The sequence below is a fragment of the Pseudomonas sp. NPDC089743 genome, assembly GCF_044748785.1.
In the GTDB taxonomy this organism is placed as follows: Bacteria; Pseudomonadota; Gammaproteobacteria; order Pseudomonadales; family Pseudomonadaceae; genus Aquipseudomonas; species Aquipseudomonas putida_X.
The window spans coordinates 53,211-74,669 of sequence record NZ_JBIVGS010000010.1 but is presented as its reverse complement, the minus strand read 5'-3'; the positions used below and the strand labels follow the sequence as shown (position 1 = coordinate 74,669).

22 protein-coding genes and 1 riboswitch are annotated in these 21,459 nt (G+C 64.5%); of the genes, 5 read left to right on the top strand and 17 right to left on the bottom strand.

Annotated features, from left to right (window positions below; all coding sequences use genetic code 11):
• Position 1: 1 nt before the first annotated feature.
• Genes cobC through cobO form a run of 9 tightly spaced genes read right to left on the bottom strand, consistent with a single transcriptional unit; the run spans position 2 to position 8,034 of the window.
• The gene (gene cobC / locus ACIPZC_RS17980; RefSeq protein ID WP_400628551.1) at positions 2-571 is read right to left on the bottom strand and encodes an alpha-ribazole phosphatase family protein; all 570 of its coding nucleotides are present in this window, start codon (positions 569-571) and stop codon (positions 2-4) included.
• Positions 568-1,623 (bottom strand): nicotinate-nucleotide--dimethylbenzimidazole phosphoribosyltransferase, encoded by a 1,056-nt coding sequence (cobT, locus tag ACIPZC_RS17975; protein WP_400628549.1) that lies wholly within the window; start codon positions 1,621-1,623, stop codon positions 568-570. The genes cobC and cobT overlap by 4 nt, the downstream gene beginning before the upstream one ends.
• Positions 1,620-2,141, bottom strand: coding sequence for a bifunctional adenosylcobinamide kinase/adenosylcobinamide-phosphate guanylyltransferase (gene cobU / locus ACIPZC_RS17970; RefSeq protein WP_241802773.1), 522 nt, complete (start codon positions 2,139-2,141; stop codon positions 1,620-1,622). The genes cobT and cobU overlap by 4 nt, the downstream gene beginning before the upstream one ends.
• Before the next feature lies 1 nt (position 2,142).
• Positions 2,143-3,597, bottom strand: a complete 1,455-nt coding sequence (locus ACIPZC_RS17965; RefSeq protein ID WP_400628547.1) for a cobyric acid synthase — start codon at positions 3,595-3,597, stop codon at positions 2,143-2,145.
• Complete coding sequence (cobD, locus tag ACIPZC_RS17960; RefSeq protein ID WP_400628545.1) at positions 3,594-4,586, bottom strand: threonine-phosphate decarboxylase CobD; 993 nt, start codon at positions 4,584-4,586, stop codon at positions 3,594-3,596. Before cobD ends, ACIPZC_RS17965 begins: the two co-directional genes overlap by 4 nt.
• Positions 4,579-5,487: an adenosylcobinamide-phosphate synthase CbiB gene (gene cbiB, locus ACIPZC_RS17955; protein WP_400628543.1), complete on the bottom strand. Its 909-nt coding sequence runs from the start codon at positions 5,485-5,487 to the stop codon at positions 4,579-4,581. The genes cobD and cbiB overlap by 8 nt, the downstream gene beginning before the upstream one ends.
• Positions 5,484-6,134, bottom strand: a complete 651-nt coding sequence (bluB, locus tag ACIPZC_RS17950) for a 5,6-dimethylbenzimidazole synthase (protein WP_241802769.1) — start codon at positions 6,132-6,134, stop codon at positions 5,484-5,486. The genes cbiB and bluB overlap by 4 nt, the downstream gene beginning before the upstream one ends.
• Positions 6,131-7,426, bottom strand: a complete 1,296-nt coding sequence (locus ACIPZC_RS17945) for a cobyrinate a,c-diamide synthase (RefSeq protein WP_349976571.1) — start codon at positions 7,424-7,426, stop codon at positions 6,131-6,133. Before ACIPZC_RS17945 ends, bluB begins: the two co-directional genes overlap by 4 nt.
• Entirely contained in the window at positions 7,423-8,034 is a 612-nt protein-coding gene (gene cobO / locus ACIPZC_RS17940) for a cob(I)yrinic acid a,c-diamide adenosyltransferase (protein ID WP_267821733.1), read from the bottom strand. The genes ACIPZC_RS17945 and cobO overlap by 4 nt, the downstream gene beginning before the upstream one ends.
• A gap of 117 nt (positions 8,035-8,151) precedes the next feature.
• Positions 8,152-8,372: riboswitch (cobalamin riboswitch) on the bottom strand.
• A gap of 192 nt (positions 8,373-8,564) precedes the next feature.
• On the opposite strand from cobO, the gene ACIPZC_RS17935 reads away from it, so the two are divergent.
• The gene (locus ACIPZC_RS17935) at positions 8,565-9,881 is read left to right on the top strand and encodes a PQQ-dependent sugar dehydrogenase (protein WP_400628540.1); all 1,317 of its coding nucleotides are present in this window, start codon (positions 8,565-8,567) and stop codon (positions 9,879-9,881) included.
• Between the two features lie 12 nt (positions 9,882-9,893).
• On the opposite strand, the gene ACIPZC_RS17930 is transcribed toward ACIPZC_RS17935, so the two are convergent.
• The 5 genes from ACIPZC_RS17930 to ACIPZC_RS17910 all read right to left on the bottom strand — a co-directional run bounded on the left by ACIPZC_RS17930 (position 9,894) and on the right by ACIPZC_RS17910 (position 14,374).
• A complete protein-coding gene (locus ACIPZC_RS17930; protein WP_241802764.1) occupies positions 9,894-10,427 on the bottom strand; it encodes a C40 family peptidase in 534 nt (177 codons plus the stop codon).
• A gap of 135 nt (positions 10,428-10,562) precedes the next feature.
• A complete protein-coding gene (locus ACIPZC_RS17925; RefSeq protein WP_400628538.1) occupies positions 10,563-11,207 on the bottom strand; it encodes a C40 family peptidase in 645 nt (214 codons plus the stop codon).
• Between the two features lie 126 nt (positions 11,208-11,333).
• The gene (gene hda / locus ACIPZC_RS17920) at positions 11,334-12,041 is read right to left on the bottom strand and encodes a DnaA regulatory inactivator Hda (RefSeq protein ID WP_039601502.1); all 708 of its coding nucleotides are present in this window, start codon (positions 12,039-12,041) and stop codon (positions 11,334-11,336) included.
• Between the two features lie 179 nt (positions 12,042-12,220).
• Entirely contained in the window at positions 12,221-13,294 is a 1,074-nt protein-coding gene (locus tag ACIPZC_RS17915; RefSeq protein WP_241802762.1) for an AI-2E family transporter, read from the bottom strand.
• A 12-nt stretch (positions 13,295-13,306) separates the two neighbouring features.
• Complete coding sequence (locus ACIPZC_RS17910) at positions 13,307-14,374, bottom strand: DUF2066 domain-containing protein (protein ID WP_349976572.1); 1,068 nt, start codon at positions 14,372-14,374, stop codon at positions 13,307-13,309.
• A 317-nt stretch (positions 14,375-14,691) separates the two neighbouring features.
• Between ACIPZC_RS17910 and purM the strand changes: the two genes are divergently transcribed.
• The 4 genes from purM (at position 14,692) to ACIPZC_RS17890 (ending at position 17,470) form a co-directional block, all read left to right on the top strand.
• Positions 14,692-15,750 carry a phosphoribosylformylglycinamidine cyclo-ligase gene (gene purM / locus ACIPZC_RS17905; protein ID WP_012313138.1) on the top strand — a complete coding sequence of 353 codons (1,059 nt, stop codon included), beginning with the start codon at positions 14,692-14,694 and terminating at the stop codon, positions 15,748-15,750.
• A complete protein-coding gene (gene purN, locus ACIPZC_RS17900) occupies positions 15,750-16,403 on the top strand; it encodes a phosphoribosylglycinamide formyltransferase (RefSeq protein WP_349976574.1) in 654 nt (217 codons plus the stop codon). The genes purM and purN overlap by 1 nt, the downstream gene beginning before the upstream one ends.
• A gap of 8 nt (positions 16,404-16,411) precedes the next feature.
• Positions 16,412-17,122, top strand: a complete 711-nt coding sequence (locus ACIPZC_RS17895) for a DUF3108 domain-containing protein (RefSeq protein ID WP_241802758.1) — start codon at positions 16,412-16,414, stop codon at positions 17,120-17,122.
• A 165-nt stretch (positions 17,123-17,287) separates the two neighbouring features.
• Positions 17,288-17,470 carry a hypothetical protein gene (locus tag ACIPZC_RS17890; RefSeq protein WP_241802757.1) on the top strand — a complete coding sequence of 61 codons (183 nt, stop codon included), beginning with the start codon at positions 17,288-17,290 and terminating at the stop codon, positions 17,468-17,470.
• Positions 17,471-17,745: 275 nt separating this feature from the next.
• Here the strand turns inward: ACIPZC_RS17890 and ACIPZC_RS17885 are convergent, their stop codons facing one another.
• From ACIPZC_RS17885 to relA, 3 genes are all read right to left on the bottom strand, one after another.
• Positions 17,746-18,285: a DUF2058 domain-containing protein gene (locus ACIPZC_RS17885; RefSeq protein WP_241802756.1), complete on the bottom strand. Its 540-nt coding sequence runs from the start codon at positions 18,283-18,285 to the stop codon at positions 17,746-17,748.
• Between the two features lie 26 nt (positions 18,286-18,311).
• Positions 18,312-19,145, bottom strand: coding sequence for a nucleoside triphosphate pyrophosphohydrolase (gene mazG, locus ACIPZC_RS17880; protein ID WP_400628533.1), 834 nt, complete (start codon positions 19,143-19,145; stop codon positions 18,312-18,314).
• A 61-nt stretch (positions 19,146-19,206) separates the two neighbouring features.
• Complete coding sequence (gene relA / locus ACIPZC_RS17875; RefSeq protein ID WP_267821712.1) at positions 19,207-21,447, bottom strand: GTP diphosphokinase; 2,241 nt, start codon at positions 21,445-21,447, stop codon at positions 19,207-19,209.
• Between the last annotated feature and the right edge of the window lie 12 nt (positions 21,448-21,459).

Here is a 21,459-nt window from a genome sequence, read left to right as displayed (position 1 = left end):
TTCAGTGCACCTCGGTCAATTGGCCGTCTCCGCCCAGGCTCAGACGTACAAGCGCGCCGTGGCCCACTTCGACCTGCAGCAACTGCTCCTTGGGCAAGCCTCGCGCACGCGCCAGCAGCAGGCGCATGACGCCACCGTGGGTGACCAGCAACACCTGCTTGCCGGCATGCTGCTGATGCAAGCGGGCGACAGCCCCCAGCACCCGCTGGGCGAACGCACTGACGGCCTCACCGCCGGGCGGCGTATAGCTGTAAGGATCGGCCCAGAAACGCCCCAGCTCATCCGCTTGCGTCTGCATGATCTGCAGGGCGCTGCGCCCTTCCCACTCACCGAAGTGCAACTCTTGCAGATCGGCTTCGCGCTGCACCGCCAAGCCCAGCCGTTCACCCAGCTCATCGGCAAACCGCGCACAACGCTGCAAGGGTGAGCTGACCACTACTTGCCAAGGGGCACGATCCTCCACAGCACTGCGCATCTGCGCCCAGCCCAGTTCGGTGAGGGCATCGTCCAGGCTGCCACGCAAACCGCCACCCTGTTCGGTTTCACCGTGGCGCAGCAAGTGCAGAATCATGCCGGCCGGTCCGCCACGGCCGCTTCGGCAAAGGTCGCCATCTGCCCATGCAGCACGCAGGCCATGCGCAACAGTGGCACCGCCAGCGCCGCACCGCTGCCCTCGCCCAGGCGCAGCCCCAGGGCCAGCAGCGGCTCGGCCTGCTGGGCCTCGAGCAACGCCTTGTGCCCAGGCTCGGCACCTTGGTGGGCAAACAGCAGCCAGGCCCGGCACTGTGGGTTCAGGCGCACGGCTACCAGCGCGGCGACGCTGCAGATGAAGCCGTCCACCAACACCGCGATGCCTTGCTGTGCACAGCCTAGGTAAGCGCCGGCCAGCGCGGCGATCTCAAAACCACCCACACAGGCCAGCGCCTGCAGCGGGTCGTCGGCACGCAGGCCGTGCAGCACCAAAGCGCGCTCTATCACCTCAGCCTTGTGGCGGACCCCTGCGCTGTCCAGGCCAGTGCCTGGGCCACTGAGTTCGCGCGCCGGGCAGCCCAGCAGCGTGCTGGCCAGCGCTGCAGCAGCCGTGGTATTGCCAATGCCCATCTCGCCACCGATGAACAGCTGCGCGCCGTTCTGGGCTGCGCGCAGGGCGCTGTCACGGCCGGCTTGCAGGGCCGCCCGCAGTTGCACCTCGGTCATCGCCGGCTGGCGAGCGAAGTTGGCGGTGCCGGCACCCAGGCACAGGTGGCGAACACCAGGCAATTGCAGGTTCGGGTCGATGGTACCGAGGTCGACCACGTCCAGGCTTGCCTGCAGTTGGCGCGCCAGCACGCTGATCGCTGCGCCGCCGCCGACGAAGTTACGCAACATCTGCCCGGTGACCGCCTGCGGATAGGCCGAAATCCCCTCCTCGACCACGCCATGGTCACCGGCAAAGAGCGTGATGGCGACCTGATCCAGGCTCGGTCGCTCAACCCCCTGCAGCCCGGCCAGGTGCACAGCCAGGTGTTCCAGCTGGCCGAGCGACCCGGCAGGTTTGGTCAGCTGCTGCTGACGGGCGCGGGCCTGATCCATGGCGGCGGTGTCCAGAGGTTGGCAGGCATCAAGCCACCAGGTCGAGTTCATAAAGCAGGTCCTTTGAGCATCAGGGGCAGGCCGGCGACGGTGAGTACCACCCGCTGGCAACGTTCGGCGACGGCCTGGTGCAGCCAGCCGGCCTGGTCGACATAGCGCCGGGTCAGCTCGCCCATGGGCACTACACCCAGGCCGGTTTCATTGCTGACCAGAATGATCACGCCGGGCAATTGCGCCAGGCAGTCGAGCAGTGCATCGCGCTCTTGGGCCAGGCGCTGATCGTCGTCGAGCATCAACAGATTGGTCAGCCACAGGGTCAGGCAGTCCACCAGCAGGCAGCGCCCTTCGCCCGCTTCGGCGCGCAGCGCGGCAGCCAGGGCGAGCGGCTCTTCGATCAGCGCCCAATCGCTTGGCCGGCGCTGGCGGTGCAGGCGTACCCGTTCGTTCATTTCGCCATCCAGGGGTTCGCTGGTGGCGATATAGGTCACCGGCAGGCCGCTGTCGGCTGCCAGTTGTTCGGCCAGGCGGCTTTTGCCCGAACGGGCACCGCCGAGGATCAGGTTGCGCATGTCAGGCGAGCCCACAAAGTTTGCGCAGTTGCGCGGTGTCCAGGTGCTTTTCCACCAGGTCGGCCAGGCGTTCGATATCCCGTTCGCGCAGGGCCTGGTAATCGATCTGCTGCACGTCCGCCAGGCCCGCCCAACGCAGCAGCGCTGCGCACGACTGGCTGCCTTCGAACAGGCCATGCAGGTAGGTGGCGAGGATCTGCCCGTCGGCGCTGATGGCTCCGTCGCTGCGGCCATCGGCCAGTTGCACGGCGGGGCGCTCCAGCGCGGGGCCTTGGGTGACGCCGGCATGGATCTCGTAACCGGCCACAGGCGACTGTCCGAGGTGCAAGGCCCCGGCTACGTTGCGCAGCTGCTTCTCGGTCTCAAGCACCGTGGCGTAATCGAGCAGGCCCAGCCCCGGGCTGGACCCGGCAGGCCCCTCGAGGCCGAGCGGATCATGCACCTCACGGCCCAGCATCTGCAGGCCGCCACAGATACCGATGAGCTTGCCGCCGTAGCGCAGATGGCGGGCGATGGCGGTATCCCAACCGCGCGCGCGCAGTTGCGCCAGATCGCCACGCACGCTTTTGGAGCCAGGCAGGATGATCAGGTCGGCAGGCGGAATCGGCTGGCCAGGGCCGATGAACTGCAGGTCCACCTGAGGATGCAGGCGCAATGGGTCGAAGTCGGTGTGGTTGCTGATGCGCGGCAGCACCGGCACGATCACCTTGAGCACGCGCTCATCCTTGGCCGCCTGGCGTACATCGATGCCGTCTTCGGCCTCCAGGTGCAGGTCGGTGACATACGGCAGCACACCCAGCACCGGCTTGCCCGTGCGCTGCTCCAGCCAGTCCAGGCCCGGCTGCAGCAGGGCGATGTCGCCACGGAAACGGTTGATGACGAAGCCCTTGACCCGGGCCTGCTCGGTCGGCGACAGCAGTTCCAGGGTACCGACCAGGTGGGCGAAAACGCCGCCGCGATTGATGTCGGCAACCAGAATCACCGGGCAGTCGACCGCTTCGGCGAACCCCATGTTGGCGATGTCACCCGCACGCAGGTTGATCTCGGCAGGCGAACCTGCACCTTCGACCATCACCACCGGGTACTGGCCGCTGAGGCGCTGGTGGGACGCCAGTACCGCCTGCATGGCAATGGCCTTGTAGTCGTGATAGGCCACCGCATTCATGCTGGTGACCGCGCGGCCATGGATGATGACCTGGGCGCCGGTGTCACTGTTGGGCTTGAGCAGCACCGGGTTCATGTCGGTGTGCGGCGCCAGGCGGCAAGCCTGGGCCTGCACCGCCTGGGCGCGGCCGATCTCACCACCATCGGCAGTCACGGCACTGTTGAGTGCCATGTTCTGCGGCTTGAACGGCACCACGGCCACCCCCTGGCGCAGCAGCCACCGGCACAGTGCGGTCACCAGCGTGCTCTTGCCGGCGTCGGAGGTGGTGCCTTGCACCATGAGGGTGGTCATGCCATTTCCTTCTGATAATCGGCCAGGGCCTGGGCCAGCCGCTGCTCTTCAGCAGCGCAGGCGGGCAGGCCCAGGCGCACGGCAGGTGGCTGTTCGAACAGGCGCACCAGGATGCCGCGGCGGGCCAGAAAGTCATGCAGGTGCGCTGCGCGCTCGTAGCGTACGTACTGGAACAGGTCGCAACCACCTGCGGGGGCCAGGCCAGTGTTTTCCAGCAGCCGGGCAAGCCGTTGGCTGGCACGGGCACAACGCTCGATCTGCAGCCGGTGCGCTGCCAGGTCGGCGAAACACGCCTGGGCCAGCACCCGGGTCGGGCCACTGACGGTCCACGGGCCCAGCAGGTCGGCCATGCGCCGCAACAGTGGCTGCTCGGCCGCTACGCAGCCCAAGCGCACACCGGCCAGGCCGAAGAACTTGCCGAACGAGCGCAGCACGATCAGCCCAGGGCGTTCGGCGCAACCGGCCACGCTGTGCTCGGGCGTGTTGTCCATGAAGGCTTCATCCACCACCAACCAGCCGCCGCGCTCGGCCAGGCGGGCATGCCATGCCAGCAGGCGATCGCGCGGCACGCGGTGGCCGGTGGGGTTGTTCGGGTTGACCAGCACCAGCACATCAAGGCTGTCCAGGCACGCCTGGGCCTTGCTTTCATCCAGTTCGATCACGTGATGCCCGGCGCGTCGCCAGGCCTGTGGATGCTCGGCATAGCACGGCGACAGCACTCCGACACGACCGCTCGGGCGCAGATGCGGAAGGGCCTGGATCGCCGCTTGCGAGCCCGCTACCGGCAACAACTGGCCAACACCGTAGTACTGGCGGGCCGCCTCTTCGAGGCCGTCCTCGGTCTCGGGTAGCCGCGCCCAGGCGTGCGCCGGGATCGGCGGCACCGGGTAGGCCCACGGCGCAATACCGCTGGACAGATCGAGCCAGGCCTCCCGGGCAATCCCGTATTGCCGCACTGCCCTGAGCAGTCGGCCGCCATGTTCAAGCATTGCAGTAGGCTCCCACGCAGATCACCAGCAACCACAACCACACGCCACGCTGCACCAGGGCCCAGCCGCGCTCGATGGCACCGGCATCGGCCACCGGGCCTTCGCCCAGGCGCGGGCGCTCGTGGCGCTCACCGTGATACACCGCCGGGCCACCGAGTTCGACACCCAGCGCACCGGCCCCCGCCGCCATCACCGGCCCGGCGTTGGGGCTGTCCCACAACGGGCCTTGGTTGCGCCAACAGGCCAGCGCCAGGCGGGTTTTGCCGAGCAAGGCGTAGGTCAGTGCCACCAGCCTTGCGGGAATATAGTTGAGTACATCGTCGATGCGCGCCGCACACCACCCGAAGCGTTCAAAGCGTTCATTGCGGTAGCCCCACATGGCATCCAGCGTATTGCTCAGGCGGTACAGGACCACGCCCGGCGCTCCGGCCACGATGAACCAGAACAGCGCGGCGAACACGGCATCGCTGCCGTTCTCCAGCACCGATTCGGTTGCGGCCCTGGCCACGGCCGGCTCGTCGAGCTCGCGGGTCTCGCGGCTGACCAGGTAACCGACGCGGCGCCTCGCCGCCTCCAGATCACCCTGGCGCAAGGCGCTGGCGACCGGCAGCACATGCTCGCCCAGGCTGCGCAGGCCCAGGGCGCAGTACAGCGCCAGCACATCCACCAGCCAGCCAATGTAGGGCAGCCAGGAGAGGATCAGCGCCACCAGGGTCAAGGGCACCACGGCCAGGAACCAGGCACTCACGCCGTGGCTGCGCCAACCACGCCCACCGGCATTCAGGCGCTGCTCCAGGCTCGACGCCAGGTTACCGAAGGCCACCAGCGGATGGCGCCGCTGCGGCTCGCCGAACAATGCATCCAGGGCCACACCGGCCACGGTCAGCAAGGCGACACTCATGGGCGCTCTCCCCAGTGGTTCTCATACAGCATGTCGCTCAAAGGCCGTTCCTGGGCCCAGTTTTCCATCACCAGCATGGGCGCCGGATAGAACTCGGTGACAGGCCCCAGGCACAGCACCGCCACCGGTTTGGCGCCGGCAGGCATGCCCAGCAGCGCAGCCAGTGCCTGCGGGTCGAACAACGAGACCCAGCCCAGCCCCAGCCCTTCGGCACGGGCCGCCAGCCACAGGTTCTGAATGGCGCAGGCGAGCGAGGCGAGGTCCATTTCCGGCAAGGTCCGCCGGCCGAAAATATGTGGCTCGCGGTTGTCCATCAATGCCGCCACCAAGACTTCGGCGCAGTCGTTGATGCCTTCTACCTTGAGCTTCATGAAGGCGTCGCTGCGCTCGCCCAAAGCCTGGGCCGTGCGCACCCGCTCCTCCTCGACCAGCGCCTGGATCCGCCCGCGCAGATCCCCCTGGCTGATGCGGATGAAACGCCAAGGCTGCATCAGGCCAACGCTGGGGGCCTGGTGCGCCGCGCCGAGCAGGCGGCCGAGCACGTCAGGCGCAACGCTGCCGCCGGCGAAGTGGCGCATGTCGCGGCGCTCGCCGATTGCCCGGTAGACGGCCGCGCGCTCGGCATCACTGAAGGCGTGCTCGCTCATGGCCGTAACAGCGCCGCCGCCGCCTCTGGGTTGGAGGGGAAATAGAAGTGCACATAGGATGCAGTGAGCCGCCCCAGGCGGTAGACCGCCTCGTTGCCGCGCCCGCCGTTGGGGCTCAGGCCGCGCGCGATGGGCTGCAGCTCGGTGCTGGTCAGGGAATGGTGGTAGGTGTGCCCGCGCAGAGTGCCTTCGGGCAGCTCCACAGCTTGCAGGGCCAGCGCCGCCAAGCGTTTTTGCATGGTCGCCTCGCCGGGCAGCAGGCCGAGCAGCGCTGCACGCTCACCGGCTACGTCGGTCAGGGCATCGAGCAGGTAGAGCATGCCACCGCACTCGGCCAGCAACGGCTTGCCGGCGCCGTGGTGCGCACGGATCGCGGCGCACATCGGGGCGTTGGCGGCCAGCGCATGGTGGTACAGCTCCGGGTAGCCGCCCGGCAGGTACAGGCTGTCTACATCGGGCAACGCGCGGTCGTGCAGCGGTGAGAAGAACGCCAGCTGTGCGCCCAGGTTGCGCAGCAGGTCGAGGTTGGCGCCGTAGGTGAAGGCGAACGCTGCGTCCCGGGCGACGCCAATGCGCACACCCGCCAGCGAGGCGGTGCAGGGCACTTCCTGCGGCGCGGCGAATGCCACCGGCGGCGGCAATGCGGCATCGCAGCTGCTGCCCAGTGCCTGGGCGGCAGCGTCCAGACGCGCATCCAGGTCATTCAGCTCGCTGGCCTGCACCAACCCCAGGTGGCGGCTGGGCAGCTCGATCCCGCGCTCGCGCGACAGCCCGCCGTACCAGCGCAGGCCTTCGGTCAGGCTGCCTTCGAGCAACTGCGCGTGGCGCAGGCTGCCGACACGGTTGGCGAGCACCCCAGCGAACGGCAGGTCGGGCTGGTAGCGCGCCAACCCCAGGGCCAGTGCACCAAAGGTCTGGGCCATGGCCGTACCATCGATAACAGCCAACACCGGCACGCCGAAGTGGCGCGCCAGGTCGGCACTGGACGGGGTGCCGTCGAACAGCCCCATCACGCCCTCTATCAGGATAAGGTCGGCCTCACCCGCCGCGTCCCACAGCAGGCGGCGGCTTTCCTGCGCACCGATCATCCACAGGTCGAGCTGGTACACCGGCGCCCCGCTGGCACGCTCGAGGATCATCGGGTCGAGAAAATCAGGCCCGCATTTGAACACACGGACCTTGCGCCCAAGGTTGCGGTGCAGGCGGGCCAGGGCTGCGGTCACGGTGGTCTTGCCCTGGCCAGATGCCGGTGCTGCGATCAGGACGGCTGGGCAGTGGCGCGTCTGACTCACAGTTCGACGCCCTTCTGGGCACGGATACCCGCCTGGAAGGCATGCTTGAGCATGCCCATCTCGGTAACGGTGTCGGCCAGTTCGATCATTTCGGCTTTGGCCGCGCGGCCAGTGACGATCACATGCTGCATGGGGGGGCGCGCCTGGATGTCGCCAAGCACCTGATCGAGGTCGAGGTAGCCGTGCTTGAGGGCGATGTTCAGCTCGTCGAGCACCACGAACTGGACGCTCGGGTCCTGCAGCAGCTGGCGTGATACCGCCCAGGCTGCCTCAGCGGCGGCAATGTCGCGCTGGCGGTCCTGGGTTTCCCAGGTGAAGCCTTCGCCCATCACGTGGTAACGCACCTGCTCGGGGAAGCGCCGGAAGAACAGCTCCTCGCCGGTACTGTTGCGGCCCTTGATGAACTGCACCACGCCGCACTGCATGCCGTGGCCCAAGGCGCGTGCGAGCATGCCGAACGCGGAACTGCTCTTGCCCTTGCCATTGCCGGTCAGCACCAGCAGCAGGCCGCACTCATTAGGGGAATTGGCGATGCGCTCGTCGATGATCGCCTTCTTGCGCTGCATGCGCGCCAGGTGACGTTCGTCGCGTTCGGTGGTTTCGCTCATGGGGGTCTCCGCAGGCTGTCGCCGCGTAAGACACGGCGACAGGTCGATAGGCGGGCAGACGGAGAGCGCGCAGGGCCGTGGCCAGACGCCACGGTGCACCGCGCATCACCCTCCGTGATGCCGTTGGCAGTGACAGGCCGGTCTCCGGGCTCGTGAGCGGGCGTTGGCCCGGGCCCGCGCGCCTTCCCGGATACTGGCATCCAGTGGCCGTGCGCGGTTTTTGACTCACCTACCGTTGCGGGGGCAGCGCCGGACTCGCACCTTATAGGCGCACACCGGCTTCCCAGTTTCACCCTGCCCAGACGGGCTTGCAGGGCACCTGAAACACGCGCGAAGGTTAGAGTGTTGCACCGGGAGCGTCAATCGAAGGGGGTGATTTGGCAGCGATCTGATGCCGATAAAGGCGCATGATCGATTGCTCATGGATCGCTGCGAGCGGATCGGCCGCTACGACCGGGAAGTGCTCAGCTGAACCACTGGCCGTTCTCCCGGCTCTGAATCTTCAAGAGCATCGTCACAGGGGTGCAGACATGAAACACATGCGTGTTGTCTTTCCTTGGGTACTGGGCGCTTGCCTGGCGGGCTGCACCGAAAGGGCCATGCTGGAGGTCAGTGAGGGCAGCGGCCCGTCTGTACAGCTGCCCCCACCGAAAAAGACGTTGATACCCACCGTCAATATCGCGCCCGCCATCGGTTGGCCAACGGGTGGTAAACCCAAGGCGGCAGCAGGCACACAGGTGAACGCCTTCGCCGACAACCTCGACCACCCGCGTTGGCTTCATGTACTGCCCAACGGTGATGTGCTTGTGGCAGAGACCAATGCCCCGCCCAGGCCTGATGATGGCAAGGGCCTGCGTGGCTGGGCCATGGACAGGGCGATGACGCGCGCCGGTGCCGCGGTGCCCAGCGCCAACCGCATCACCTTGCTGCGCGATGCCGACCATGACGGCGTTGCCGACACCCGCACGACCTTCATCGACGGGCTCAATTCGCCGTTTGGCATGGCGCTGATCGGCCAGGATTTCTATGTCGCCGACACCGACAGGCTGCTGCGCTTTCGCTACACCTCGGGGGCTCTGCAGCTTCGCGAACCGCCGGCGCAGGTCATCGAGTTGCCGGCGGGGCCTCTGAACCATCACTGGACCAAGAACGTCATTGCCAGTGCCGATGGCAAGAAGCTGTATGTGACAGTCGGCTCCAACAGCAATGTCGGTGAGAACGGCATGGAACAGGAACAGGGACGCGCTGCGATCTGGGAGGTCGATGCGGCCAGCGGCGCGCACCGGATCTTTGCCTCTGGGCTGCGCAACCCCAACGGCCTGGCCTGGGAGCCGCGTACTGGTGCCTTGTGGACAGCCGTCAACGAGCGTGACGAGATCGGCAGTGACCTGGTGCCCGACTACATCACATCGGTGAAAGATGGCGGCTTTTATGGTTGGCCCTACAGCTATTACGGGCAGCACGTCGATGAGCGGGTCGTGCCGCCGAACCCGCAAAAAGTCGCGCAGGCGCTTGTGCCGGACTATGCCGTGGGGCCCCATACCGCATCACTGGGGTTGGCGTTTGCAGAGCCCGGAGCGCTGCCTGCACCGTTCGACCACGGTGCTTTCGTGGGCCAGCATGGTTCCTGGAATCGCCAACCGCACAGTGGCTACAAAGTGATCTTCGTGCCATTCGACACGGCTGGCAAACCTGTCGGCAAACCGATCGACCTGCTCAGCGGCTTTCTGGATGGCGATGGCAACGCCATGGGGCGACCGGTAGGCGTGGTCAACGACCATCGCAGCGGCGTGCTGGTGGCAGACGATGTGGGCAACGTGGTGTGGCGGGTAAGCAAGGCGCCGTAGCGCCTTGCGCGATCAAGGGTTATGCGCCAGATGCCCTTGAGTGATCACCCGTTTTGCCTGCAGGTAGGCTTTGGACCAGTAACTGTTGGACAGGTAATCCAGGCGCACAGTGCCACCGGTGGACGGCGCATGCACGAAACGCCCTTCGCCCACGTAGATACCGGCGTGACTGACCTGCGAGCCACCGCTGGTGGCGAAGAACACCAGGTCGCCCGATTGCAGGGAGTGGACATCCACGGTCGGAGCACGCATGACGATCATTTCTCGGGTGGAACGAGGCAGGCTGATACCCGCCGCATCCCGGTAGACGTAGTTGATCAAGCCACTGCAATCGAAACCGGAATCGGGAGTGTTACCGCCCCAGCGATACGGCGTACCCACCAGACCGATCGCGCGCATCAGCACGTCGTTGGCAATCGGCGAAGCAGGGGGTTGGCTGTACGAGACCTGAGGCTGTACCACAGGCGCCGGTGCCGGGGCACGGCTGGAACAGGCGGCAAGCAATGCCACCAGGGAAAGGAGTGCGAAGCGCGCCATCATCACCATGGCAGAACATCCTGTCTGAGATCGCTGGGCTGCAACCGAAAAGTGTTGAGAATTTAGATTAGACGCATTCTGTAAATACGCACGGCGACTAGCTTTTCAAGCATCGTCGCCGTGGCAGAGTACATCATTTTGATATCAGTTGCGTGCGAGATTGCTCGCCGGCGCCATGGCCAGGGCGCGCTTGGCCTCGAGGAAGGTCTTGCTCCAGTAGCGATCACCGAGGTTGTCGATGCGCACACCACCGCTGCGGCGGCTGCTGGAGTGGATGAACTGGTTGTCACCCAGATAGATGCCGGCATGGCTGACACGGCCACGGCCATTGGTGCTGAAGAACAGCAAGTCACCCGGCTTGAGCTTGTTGCGGGCCACCTTGGGCGCATCGACGTTGATCATTTCGCGGGTCGAGCGCGGCAGGGTCATGCCGGCCTCTTCGCGAAACAGGTAGCCGATGAAACCGCTGCAATCGAAACCGGACGCCTGCGAGGTACCACCGTAGCGGTAACGGGTACCGATCAGCGACATGCCACGTTCGAGGATGCTGTCGGCCAAGGCTGGCAACTGATAAGGCTTGCTGGTGCTGGAGAACGCCTGAAGGTCATCTTCAGTGGCCACTTCGGGTTGCTCGCCGAACACGGACGATACCGAAGCTTTGGCCTTGGGCGCCGACTGAGCGGCGACCGGGGTGTGATCCTGGGGCTGGGAAACAGGGCCTTGGGCCGCGCAGCCAATCAGCAGGGTCACAAGTGCGAGGGGCACGAGGGGTGCGAAGCGCTTGAGCATGGGCACGACCGTGTCTGTAGTCCTTTAGAAGGGGGAAACTATGCCTTCTATCAGGCCCATTTGCAAATTTTATCGAAAAAGATGTGACTTTTTCGTTTTGCCGCTCAAAGCCCCGTATTCAAGGGCTTACCAGCCAAGGGTTTCTTTCAGGAACGGGATGGTCAGCTTGCGCTGTGCCTGCAAAGAAGCCTGATCGAGCCGCTCGAGCAGGTCGAACAGGGCACTCATGCTGCGCGTACCACGGGTCAGGATGAAGTGGCCGACTTCATCGGTCAGGTGCAGGCCACGGCGCGAAGCGCGCAATTGCAGGGCGCGCAGCTTGTCTTCATCAGACAGCCCGCGCATCTGGAATACCAGCGCCAGGGTCAGGCGGGACTTGAGGTCGGGCAGCTTGATCGGCAGTTCGCGCGGCGAGGCCGAGGCGGCCAGCAGCAGGCGCCGACCACTGTCGCGCAGGCGGTTGAACAGATGGAACATCGCCTCTTCCCACTCTGCCTTGCCGGCAATCACGTGCAAGTCGTCGATGCACACCAGTTCGTACTGCGCCAGGTAATCGAGCAACCCGATACCACGATCGAGCAACTGCGCCAGCGGCAGGTACACAGCGGCTTCGCCCCGCTGCTGGAAGCGGTGAGTGGCGGCTTGCAACAGGTGGCTACGGCCGACACCCTGCTTGCCCCACAGGTAGATGAGGCTCTCGGTCCAGCCGGCGTCGGCTTCGCACAGCCGCTCTACGTAGCCCAACGCCGCTGCATTGGCGCCCGGATAGTAGTTGATGAAGGTGGCGTCATCGCGCAGGCGCACACCCAGGGGCAACTGGATCGGTGGTTTCATGCTCGCGGGCGGTCGGGAGACCACAGGGGGCCTAGGGTGATCGGTGTGCAAAGTCTATACCCGCAACGCGGGTGGCACAATCGCGAAGGCACGTAGCACAAGCAAAATCAACGAGTTGCAAGACAGTTTGGCGCCCACATGGACTGCGCCGGGTTTTAGAAGTAGAGCAAGACAGCAGCTTACAGATCAGGGTCGACCTCCCCCGCGTACATGTCCGATTCCTTGTACAGGTCATGCACATGGCGCAGCAACACCATGATCACTGCAGCCACTGGCAAGGCCAGCAGCACGCCGGTAAAGCCGAACAGTTCGCCCCCGGCAAGGATGGCGAAGATCACCGCCACCGGATGCAGGCCGATACGGTCCCCTACCAGCAACGGTGTCAGCACCATGCCTTCCAGCGCCTGGCCGACCATGAACACTGCGACGATGCCCAGCATCGGGTACAGGTCGCCGCCAAACTGGAACAACCCGGCCACCAGCGCCGCACCGATGCCAATGATGAAGCCCATGTAGGGCACGATGGCCGCCAGGCCGGCCAGCATGCCGATCAGCAGCCCCAGCTCCAGCCCCACCAGCATCAGCCCGGCGGAATAGATCACCCCGAGCGCCAGCATGACCATCAACTGGCCCCGCACGAAGGCCCCCAACACCTCATGGCACTCTGCAGCCAGCCCCACCACCTGCGACTCGCGCTGGCGCGGCAGCAGGCTGCGCAGTTTGGCCATCATCAGGTCCCAGTCGCGCAACAGATAGAAGCCCACCACCGGGATCAGCACGAAGTTGGCCAGCCAGGCCAGCAGCGCCAGACTCGAGGCAGTGGCTTGGGACAGCAGCATGCCAACGATGTCCGTGGTCTGACCCATGTGTTCACTGACCGCGGCCTTGATCTTGTCGAACTTCCAGAACCCGTCGGCCAGGCCCAGGCGGCTCTGCACCCAGGGCAGCGCCACATGTTGCAACCAGTCGAGCATCTGCGGCGTCAGTTCATACAGCCGCACCAGCTGTTTGGCCAGCATCGGGATCAGGATGAGCAGCAGCGCCAGCAGGATCAAGGTGAACAGGGTGAAGACCACCACCACTCCCCAGGTCCGCGACAACCCCATGCGCTCCAGGCGATCGACCAGCGGATCGGCCAGATAAGCCAGCAGGATACCCACCAAAAAGGGTGAGAGGATGTTGTGCAGGCCATAAAGAAGCAGGGCGATCAGCAGGGCGACACCCACCCAGATCCAACGGCGCATATCAGTCATGGTCGCTTATCCTTACCAGCGAAAACGCAGGCCGTCGAACGGCTTGGGGGCTACAGCAGCCGTTGCCGGTTGCCCTGGCGTAGCTTCGGCTCCAGGCGCAGGCGTAGCCGGGGCGGCAGGCGCCTGCTCAGCGGGGACCTCCTGCAACTTGGCCAAGCCAAGCTGTGCACGCAACTGCTCAGGGTTGGCAGTGACGCCATAGGTCAAGGTCTTGCCGTCGGCCAGTTGCAGGCGCGGGCCGTAAGGTTCGAGCACGCGGTTGAGCTCAGCGTAACGCTGCAGGTTCACGCCTTGCACCTGCACCTGCAACTGGCTGCTGGCGCCGGGCCGGGTCACGTAACGAGGGGCCAGGCGGTTGCTGACAGCCAGCATCACGGCATCGGCCAATGCGGCCTGGTCTGCACCTTCGGCGCTGCCTTGCTCGCGCTTGTCGCCCAGCCACAGCTGCCATTTGCCTTGCCACTTGCCGTCAGCCTCCAGGGCGTGCACGGCCAACAGCGCATCGGCGCCATAACGCTCGGAAGCTTCGCGCAGTGGCGCCGGGTCGTTGCCTTCGAGCTGTTTGGCGTTGGCCACCAGTTGCTCCTGCAGGTCGGCCAGCGGCAGGCGCAGTGGCAGGCCGCGGTGCTGGGCGGCACGGCGCAGCGCCTGGGCGCTGGTCTGGCCATCGCCAACCAGGCTGCTGCCCTCGACACTGTCATTGAGCCACCAGCCGAGAATCGACGGCCGATTGCTGCCCCACAGCGCCAGCCCGGCCTTGCGCAAGGCCCGCTCGGTGCTACCGGGGTCGAACTCGACCATCACCGACTCAGGCGGGCCGGCCTCGGTACCGACCTGGTTGATGATCTGTTGCGGGTCTTTGCGCAGCTCGGCCAGCGCCGGGTTTTGCGGGGCCTTGGGGTCGCCGGTCAGGCGCAGCACCAACGTATCGAGCGCCTTGGTGGTGGCTGCAGTACGGGCTTCAGCGCCCTGCCCTTCGAGCGGTTCGCGCACCTGATAGAGCCCGGAAACGCTTTCGGCCTGGGCGGCGATACTGACCAAGGCAAGGCAGCCGGCTGACAGATAATTGAGAAGACGCATTGAGGATTCCTGTCCAGTCGAGCTTCAAGCTGCAAGCTTCAAGCTGTAAGAAAAAGCAGTCAGAACCCCAGCGCTTTGACTCGCGACTGGGGCTCGCTGATTGCAGCTTATACAGAAGGGGCTGCATCAACCACCCGCGAGGCTTTTTCAGTAATTTACTGCCCTGCCCGTCGGCCTGAGGATGGCCGCTGCACCGCAACCCTGATAAAATCGCGCGCCTTCACAGACCTCTGACGTTTCAGGCAGCCGCCGCTCCCAGCCGGCCTTGGCCGTCACGGTCGTTTTTACGAATCCCTCCCTCTTAAAGGCCTGGATCAATGAGCAAGCAACCCTCCCTGAGCTACAAGGACGCCGGTGTAGACATCGACGCCGGCGAAGCACTGGTCGAACGCATCAAGGGCGTGGCAAAACGCACCGCACGCCCTGAAGTCATGGGTGGCCTGGGTGGCTTCGGCGCCCTCTGCGAGATCCCGGCCGGCTACAAGCAGCCGGTGCTGGTCTCTGGCACCGACGGCGTCGGCACCAAGCTGCGCCTGGCGCTGAACCTGAACAAGCACGACAGCATCGGCCAGGACCTGGTCGCCATGTGCGTCAATGACCTGGTGGTCTGCGGCGCCGAGCCGCTGTTCTTCCTCGACTACTACGCCACCGGCAAGCTCAACGTCGACGTCGCCGCGACCGTGGTCACCGGCATCGGCGCCGGCTGTGAGCTGGCCGGCTGCTCCCTGGTTGGCGGCGAAACCGCAGAAATGCCGGGCATGTACGAAGGCGAAGATTACGACCTGGCCGGTTTCTGCGTCGGCGTGGTGGAAAAGGCCGAGATCATCGACGGCTCCAAGGTCGCTACCGGCGACGCGCTGATCGCCCTGCCGTCTTCCGGCCCGCACTCCAACGGTTACTCGCTGATCCGCAAGATCCTCGAGGTGTCGGCGACCGACATCGAGAACACGCAGCTCGACGGCAAGCCGCTGACCGACCTGCTGATGGCGCCGACCCGCATCTACGTCAAGCCACTGCTGCAACTGATCAAGCAGACGGGCGCCGTCAAGGCCATGGCCCACATCACCGGTGGCGGCCTGCTGGACAACATCCCGCGCGTTCTGCCGAAAAACGCCCAGGCCGTGGTTGACGTGGCCAGCTGGCAGCGCCCTGCGGTATTCGACTTCCTGCAAGAGAAAGGCAACGTCGACGAGCATGAGATGCACCGTGTACTGAACTGCGGCGTGGGCATGGTCATCTGCGTGGCCCAGGACCAGGTCGAGGCAGCACTGAATGTACTGCGTGCAGAAGGCGAGCAGCCTTGGGTCATCGGTCGCATCGAACAAGCCGCTGAAGGCGCTGCCCAGGTCGAGCTGCAGAACCTCAAGGCACACTGATGCCGAGCGAGCCCTGCAATGTAGTGGTACTGCTGTCGGGTTCGGGCAGCAACCTGCAAGCCTTGATCGATAGCAGCCATGGTGAAAACAGCCCGGTACGCATCGCTGCGGTGATTTCCAACCGCGCCGACGCCTACGGGCTGCAACGCGCGGCGGCGGCGGGTATCGCCACCGCCGTACTGGACCACACCGGCTTCGACGGCCGTGAAGCCTTCGATGCAGCGCTGATGGCGCGCATCGACGGCTTCGCGCCCGACCTGGTGGTGCTGGCCGGCTTCATGCGTATCCTCAGTGGCGGCTTCGTTCGCCACTATCAGGGCCGCCTGCTCAACATCCATCCGTCACTGCTGCCCAAATACAAGGGCCTGCATACTCACCGACGGGCCTTGGAGGCAGGCGACGCCGAGCACGGCTGCAGCGTACACTTCGTCACCGAGGAACTCGATGGCGGCCCTCTGGTCGTACAGGCTGTGGTGCCGGTCGCGTCAGGCGATAGCGCTGAGAGCCTGGCCCAGCGAGTACACCAACAGGAACACCAGATCTACCCGCTGGCAGTGCACTGGTTTGCCGAGGGGCGCTTGCGCCTGGGCGAACAGGGTGCATTACTGGATGGCCAGCCACTGCCGGCCAGTGGTCATTTGATCCGACCCTAGGAGAATTTATGCGTCGCGCCCTGCTCTTGGCTCTCGCCGTGCTCGCCCTGCCCCTCCAGGCAGCCGATCTGAAACCCTTCTCGGCCAGTTACACCGCCGACTGGAAGCAACTTCCCATGAGCGGCACTGCCGAGCGCAGCCTGGTCAAGAATGCCAACGGTACCTGGGACCTTAATTTCAAGGCTTCCATGATGATCGCCAGCCTGACCGAGCAAAGCACCCTGCGCATGGACAACGACACCCTGCTGCCGCAGAAGTATCACTTCGAGCGTGGCGGCCTGGGCAAAGCCAAGAAAGTCGACCTCACCTTCGACTGGAACGGCAAGAAAGTCACCGGCAGCGACCGGGGTGACGCCGTCAGCCTGCCGCTCAACCGCGGCGTGCTGGACAAGTCCTCTTATCAGTTGGCGCTGCAGCATGATGTGGCCGCTGGCAAGAAAAGCATGACCTACCAAGTGGTCGATGGTGACGAGATCGACACCTACGACTTCCGCGTGCTGGGCACAGAGAAAGTCACCACCAAGACCGGCCAGGTCGAGGCGGTAAAGGTCGAGCGCGTGCGCGACCCAAGCCAGAGCAAGCGCATCACCGAGCTGTGGTTCGCCAAGGACTGGGACTACCTGCTGGTCCAACTGCGCCAGGTCGAAACCGATGGCAAGGAGTATGTGATCGTGCTGCAGGATGGTACGGTCGATGGCAAGTCGGTCAAAGGCAGCTAAGCCGCAGCCCGCAAGATCCGTAGCCCCGCCCTGTGCGGGGCTTCTTTTTGCCTGGGCAACATGAAACTTGTTTCATGGCTATTTTATTTACTTAGGCTGCTAACAAACTCTATAAAAGAGGTGCGCGACAGAATGTCGCAACCAACTGAACAGTGGAGTTTAACGATGACAGTCCAAGTAACTGAACGCGACGAATCGAAAATGTCCCACGAAGGCCTGGCCGCTGGCGTGCGGATCTGGGATGTGCACCAGCAAGGCGAATTGGTCGGAATGTTCCACAATGAACACGAAGCCCACCAATACCGGGCAGAGCTTGAAGTGCAGGAAAACCAGCGCACTTCGCAATGACCCGCACAGGCTTTTGATTTGGGGCCGCTGCGCGGCCCATCGCCGGCAAGCCGGCTCCCACCGGGATCGCGCCAGCTTTTAGAAGTTGAGCAAGACAGTTGCTCCACAGGATGGAGTACCACAAGACATTGGCTTGGTGTCCCACTTCCTGGGGGCAGCGCAGTACTCGAGGTGTGTGCTGTACCTGTGTGAGCTGGCTTGCCAGCGATGGGCCGCGCAGCGGCCCCACTAACGCTAACTGACTGGCACTACCGCTAAGGCGGGGTGCTTGATGCTTACCACATCAAGTCGTCAGGGATTTTGTACGCCGCATACGGATCGTCCTCATCCGCTTCCTCGACATGGGTATTGAGCAGCAGGATGCGATGGGGGTCGCGCTCCTGGATCTTCACCGCTGCCTCGCGCGGAATGACTTCGTACCCCCCACCAAACGACACGATCGCTAGCGCGCCATTGCTCAGCTTGGTACGCATCAGGGCGTTTACCGCAATACGTTTGACCTTCTTGTCGTCGACGAAGTTGTAGTAGTCCTCGGTCGTGAGCTTGGGCAGGCGGGTCGCCTCGATCAACTGCTTGATCTGCGCGGCACGGGCCTTCTGTTCGGCCTTTTCCTGCTGCTGACGGTTCAGTTCCTGGTCACGCTTGGCCTTCTCGGCCATGGCTTCCTTGGCCAGGCGCTGCTGGGTGTCGTCGACTTCTACCTGGCCCTTGTGCTCCAGGCGTTTCTGTTTCTTTTGGGCCTTGTTGGCCTGGGAGACCTGCTTCTGGTTGACCAGACCGGCCTTGAGCAATTGATCGCGAAGGGAAAGACTCATGGATGTTCACTCACTTATGCAGCCACTCAGCCGCAGCTGGGCAGGTTCTTTTCCTGACGTTTGGCTTCCCCCCAAAGGGCGTCCAGTTCGTCAAGGTTACACGATTCGATGGGGCGACCGCTGTCGCGCAATGCCTGTTCGATGAAGCGAAAACGCCGCTCGAACTTGCGGTTGGCACGACGCAGTGCATTTTCCGGGTCTTGCTTGAGGTGACGGGCCAGGTTGACAGCCGCGAACAGCAGGTCGCCGACTTCATCTTCGACTGAGTCGGAATCCCCGTCGGCCATGGCCTGCAACACTTCGTCGAGCTCCTCGCGGACCTTGTCCAGCACCGGCAATGCGTCTGGCCAGTCGAAACCGACAGTGGCGGCACGCTTTTGCAGTTTGGCGGCCCGGGACAGGGCAGGCAATGCCGCCGGCACGTCATCGAGCAGCGACAGCTGTTCAGGCTCGCTTTTCTCGGCACGTTCCTGGGCCTTGATTTCTTCCCAGCGCGACTTGACCTGTGCCTCGCTCAGGCTCGACGTGTCCAGCGGTGCGTACAACTCGCCGGTGGGAAATACATGGGGGTGGCGGCGGATCAGCTTGCGGGTAATCGCATCGACCACACCGTCGAACTCGAAGCGCCCCTCCTCCCTGGCCAGCTGGCTGTAGTAGACCACCTGGAACAGCAGATCACCGAGTTCGCCCTGAAGGTGCTCGAAATCCCCGCGCTCGATGGTGTCGGCAACTTCGTAGGCCTCTTCGATGGTGTGCGCCACGATGCTCGCGTAGTTCTGCTTGAGGTCCCACGGGCAACCGTACTGCGGGTCGCGCAGCCGGGCCATGAGGTGCAGCAGGTCTTCGAGGGAATAGGTCATGTAGCAGGTCCTTCGGCGGTGACTTCGTTGCGGGCAAGCCCACAAAGAAGCCACCGCAGGTTCAAGGGGTACGGTTACGCCGCGTCTCGATGATGTTCGGCAACTGCGAAATCCTGCCCAGCAGACGCCCCAGCGCATCCAGGCCCGGAATCTCGATGGTCAGCGACATCAGCGCGGTGTTGTCTTCCTTGTTCGAGCGGGTGTTGACTGCCAGCACGTTGATCTTCTCGTTGAGCAGCACCTGCGACACGTCGCGCAGCAACCCTGGGCGGTCGTAGGCACGGATAACGATATCGACCGGGTAGGTCTGCACCGGTATCGGCCCCCAGCTGACCTGAATCATCCGCTCCGGCTCACGCCCTGCCAGTTGCAGCACCGAGGCACAGTCCTGGCGGTGAATGCTCACCCCGCGGCCCTGGGTGATGTAGCCGACAATGGCATCGCCCGGCAGCGGCTGGCAGCAGCCGGCCATCTGCGTGAGCAGGTTGCCGACGCCCTGGATCTGGATGTCGCCACGCTTGCCATTGCGCGGGCCGCTAGGCTTGCGCGGCACCAGTTCGATCTGCTCGATACGCTCGGGCTCGAGCAGTTGCTGAGCAGCGTTGACCAGGTGAGCCAGGCGCAGGTCACCGGCACCGAGCGAGGCGAACATGTCCTCGGCGGTCTTGACGTTGGTCTTCTCGGCCAGGCGTTCGAAGTCTACCTGCGGCAGGCCCAGGCGGCTGAGCTCGCGCTCGAGCAAGGTCTTGCCTGCGGCGACGTTCTGATCGCGGGCCTGCAGCTTGAACCAGTGGACGATCTTGGCCCGGGCCCGTGAAGTGGTGACGTACCCCAGGTTGGAGTTCAGCCAGTCCCGGCTCGGGTTGCCGTGCTTGCTGGTGATGATCTCCACCTGCTCGCCGGTCTGCAGGCTGTAATTGAGCGGCACGATGCGCCCGTTGATCTTGGCGCCACGGCAGTTGTGGCCGATCTCGGTGTGCACCCGGTAGGCGAAGTCCAGCGGCGTGGCGCCCTTGGGCAGGTCGATGGCATGGCCGTCGGGGGTGAATACGTAGACCCGGTCCGGTTCGATATCGACCCGCAACTGCTCGGCCAGGCCACCGATGTCGCCCAGTTCCTCATGCCATTCAAGCACCTGGCGCAGCCAGGAGATCTTCTCTTCGTAGTGATTGGAGCTGGGCTTGACGTCGGTGCCCTTGTAGCGCCAGTGGGCGCAGACGCCCAGTTCGGCCTCTTCGTGCATGCCGTGGGTACGGATCTGCACTTCCAGCACCTTGCCCTCGGGGCCGATCACGGCGGTGTGAAGCGAACGGTAGCCGTTCTCCTTGGGGTTGGCGATGTAATCGTCGAACTCTTTGGGAATGTGCCGCCACAAGGTGTGGACGATACCGAGCGCCGTATAGCAGTCGCGCACTTCCGGTACCAGCACGCGCACCGCACGCACGTCGTAGATCTGGCTGAATTCCAGGCCTTTGCGCTGCATCTTGCGCCAGATCGAGTAGATGTGTTTCGCCCGCCCACTGATGTCGGCGTTGACGCCGGTGGCCAGCAGCTCATTCTGCAACTGGTTCATCACGTCACTGATGAAGCGCTCACGGTCCAGCCGGCGCTCGTGCAACAGCTTGGCGATCTGCTTGTACTGATCGGGCTCCAGGTAGCGGAAGGACAGGTCTTCCAGCTCCCACTTGATGTGGCCGATGCCAAGCCGATGGGCCAGCGGCGCATAGATGTCGAAGACCTCCCGCGCCACACGCAGACGCTTCTCGTCATCGGCGGACTTCACCGCACGGATCGCGCAGGTACGCTCGGCCAGCTTGATCAGCGCCACGCGCACATCGTCGACCATCGCCACCAGCATCTTGCGCAGGTTCTCGACCTGCGCCTGCGAGCCCAGCACCAGCGACTGGCGCGGGCTGAGGCTGGCACTGATGGCGGCCATGCGCAGCACGCCGTCGATCAGCTTGGACACCACAGGGCCGAAACGCTGCCCGACTTCGGCCAGGGTCACCTTACCCTCACGCACGGAGCGGTAGATTACCGCCGCCACCAGCGAATCCTGGTCGAGCTTGAGGTCGGCGAGGATTTCGGCGATTTCCAGGCCAGCCTGGAAACTGGAGGTTCCATCGGCCCAGGAATGCTTGGCAGGGTTGCCCTTTTTCTCGATTTCCTGGGCGAACTCGCAGGCCTCTTCGAGTGCCACGCGATCCAATGCCGAATCGACGCTCACCACATGATCCAGCCATGCTTCGAGATTGATACTGCCGTCCGTATTGACCGGCTGGTGCACTCTCACCTGTACCATCTTTGTTTTACC

Excerpts from the sequence above, each read along its gene's own strand:
- ACIPZC_RS17935 (WP_400628540.1), top strand. The coding sequence starts at position 8,565 with ATGAAACACATGCGTGTTGTCTTTCCTTGGGTACTGGGCGCTTGCCTG.
- cobD (WP_400628545.1), bottom strand. The coding sequence starts at position 4,586 with ATGCTTGAACATGGCGGCCGACTGCTCAGGGCAGTGCGGCAATACGGG.
- ACIPZC_RS17930 (WP_241802764.1), bottom strand. The coding sequence starts at position 10,427 with ATGGTGATGATGGCGCGCTTCGCACTCCTTTCCCTGGTGGCATTGCTT.
- ACIPZC_RS17915 (WP_241802762.1), bottom strand. The coding sequence starts at position 13,294 with ATGACTGATATGCGCCGTTGGATCTGGGTGGGTGTCGCCCTGCTGATC.
- purM (WP_012313138.1), top strand. The coding sequence starts at position 14,692 with ATGAGCAAGCAACCCTCCCTGAGCTACAAGGACGCCGGTGTAGACATC.
- ACIPZC_RS17895 (WP_241802758.1), top strand. The coding sequence starts at position 16,412 with ATGCGTCGCGCCCTGCTCTTGGCTCTCGCCGTGCTCGCCCTGCCCCTC.
- ACIPZC_RS17885 (WP_241802756.1), bottom strand. The coding sequence starts at position 18,285 with ATGAGTCTTTCCCTTCGCGATCAATTGCTCAAGGCCGGTCTGGTCAAC.
- mazG (WP_400628533.1), bottom strand. The coding sequence starts at position 19,145 with ATGACCTATTCCCTCGAAGACCTGCTGCACCTCATGGCCCGGCTGCGC.
- cobC (WP_400628551.1), bottom strand. The coding sequence starts at position 571 with ATGATTCTGCACTTGCTGCGCCACGGTGAAACCGAACAGGGTGGCGGT.
- cobU (WP_241802773.1), bottom strand. The coding sequence starts at position 2,141 with ATGCGCAACCTGATCCTCGGCGGTGCCCGTTCGGGCAAAAGCCGCCTG.
- cbiB (WP_400628543.1), bottom strand. The coding sequence starts at position 5,487 with ATGAGTGTCGCCTTGCTGACCGTGGCCGGTGTGGCCCTGGATGCATTG.
- cobT (WP_400628549.1), bottom strand. The coding sequence starts at position 1,623 with ATGAACTCGACCTGGTGGCTTGATGCCTGCCAACCTCTGGACACCGCC.
- ACIPZC_RS17965 (WP_400628547.1), bottom strand. The coding sequence starts at position 3,597 with ATGACCACCCTCATGGTGCAAGGCACCACCTCCGACGCCGGCAAGAGC.
- ACIPZC_RS17890 (WP_241802757.1), top strand. The coding sequence starts at position 17,288 with ATGACAGTCCAAGTAACTGAACGCGACGAATCGAAAATGTCCCACGAA.
- purN (WP_349976574.1), top strand. The coding sequence starts at position 15,750 with ATGCCGAGCGAGCCCTGCAATGTAGTGGTACTGCTGTCGGGTTCGGGC.
- bluB (WP_241802769.1), bottom strand. The coding sequence starts at position 6,134 with ATGAGCGAGCACGCCTTCAGTGATGCCGAGCGCGCGGCCGTCTACCGG.
- hda (WP_039601502.1), bottom strand. The coding sequence starts at position 12,041 with ATGAAACCACCGATCCAGTTGCCCCTGGGTGTGCGCCTGCGCGATGAC.
- cobO (WP_267821733.1), bottom strand. The coding sequence starts at position 8,034 with ATGAGCGAAACCACCGAACGCGACGAACGTCACCTGGCGCGCATGCAG.
- relA (WP_267821712.1), bottom strand. The coding sequence starts at position 21,447 with ATGGTACAGGTGAGAGTGCACCAGCCGGTCAATACGGACGGCAGTATC.
- ACIPZC_RS17925 (WP_400628538.1), bottom strand. The coding sequence starts at position 11,207 with ATGCTCAAGCGCTTCGCACCCCTCGTGCCCCTCGCACTTGTGACCCTG.
- ACIPZC_RS17910 (WP_349976572.1), bottom strand. The coding sequence starts at position 14,374 with ATGCGTCTTCTCAATTATCTGTCAGCCGGCTGCCTTGCCTTGGTCAGT.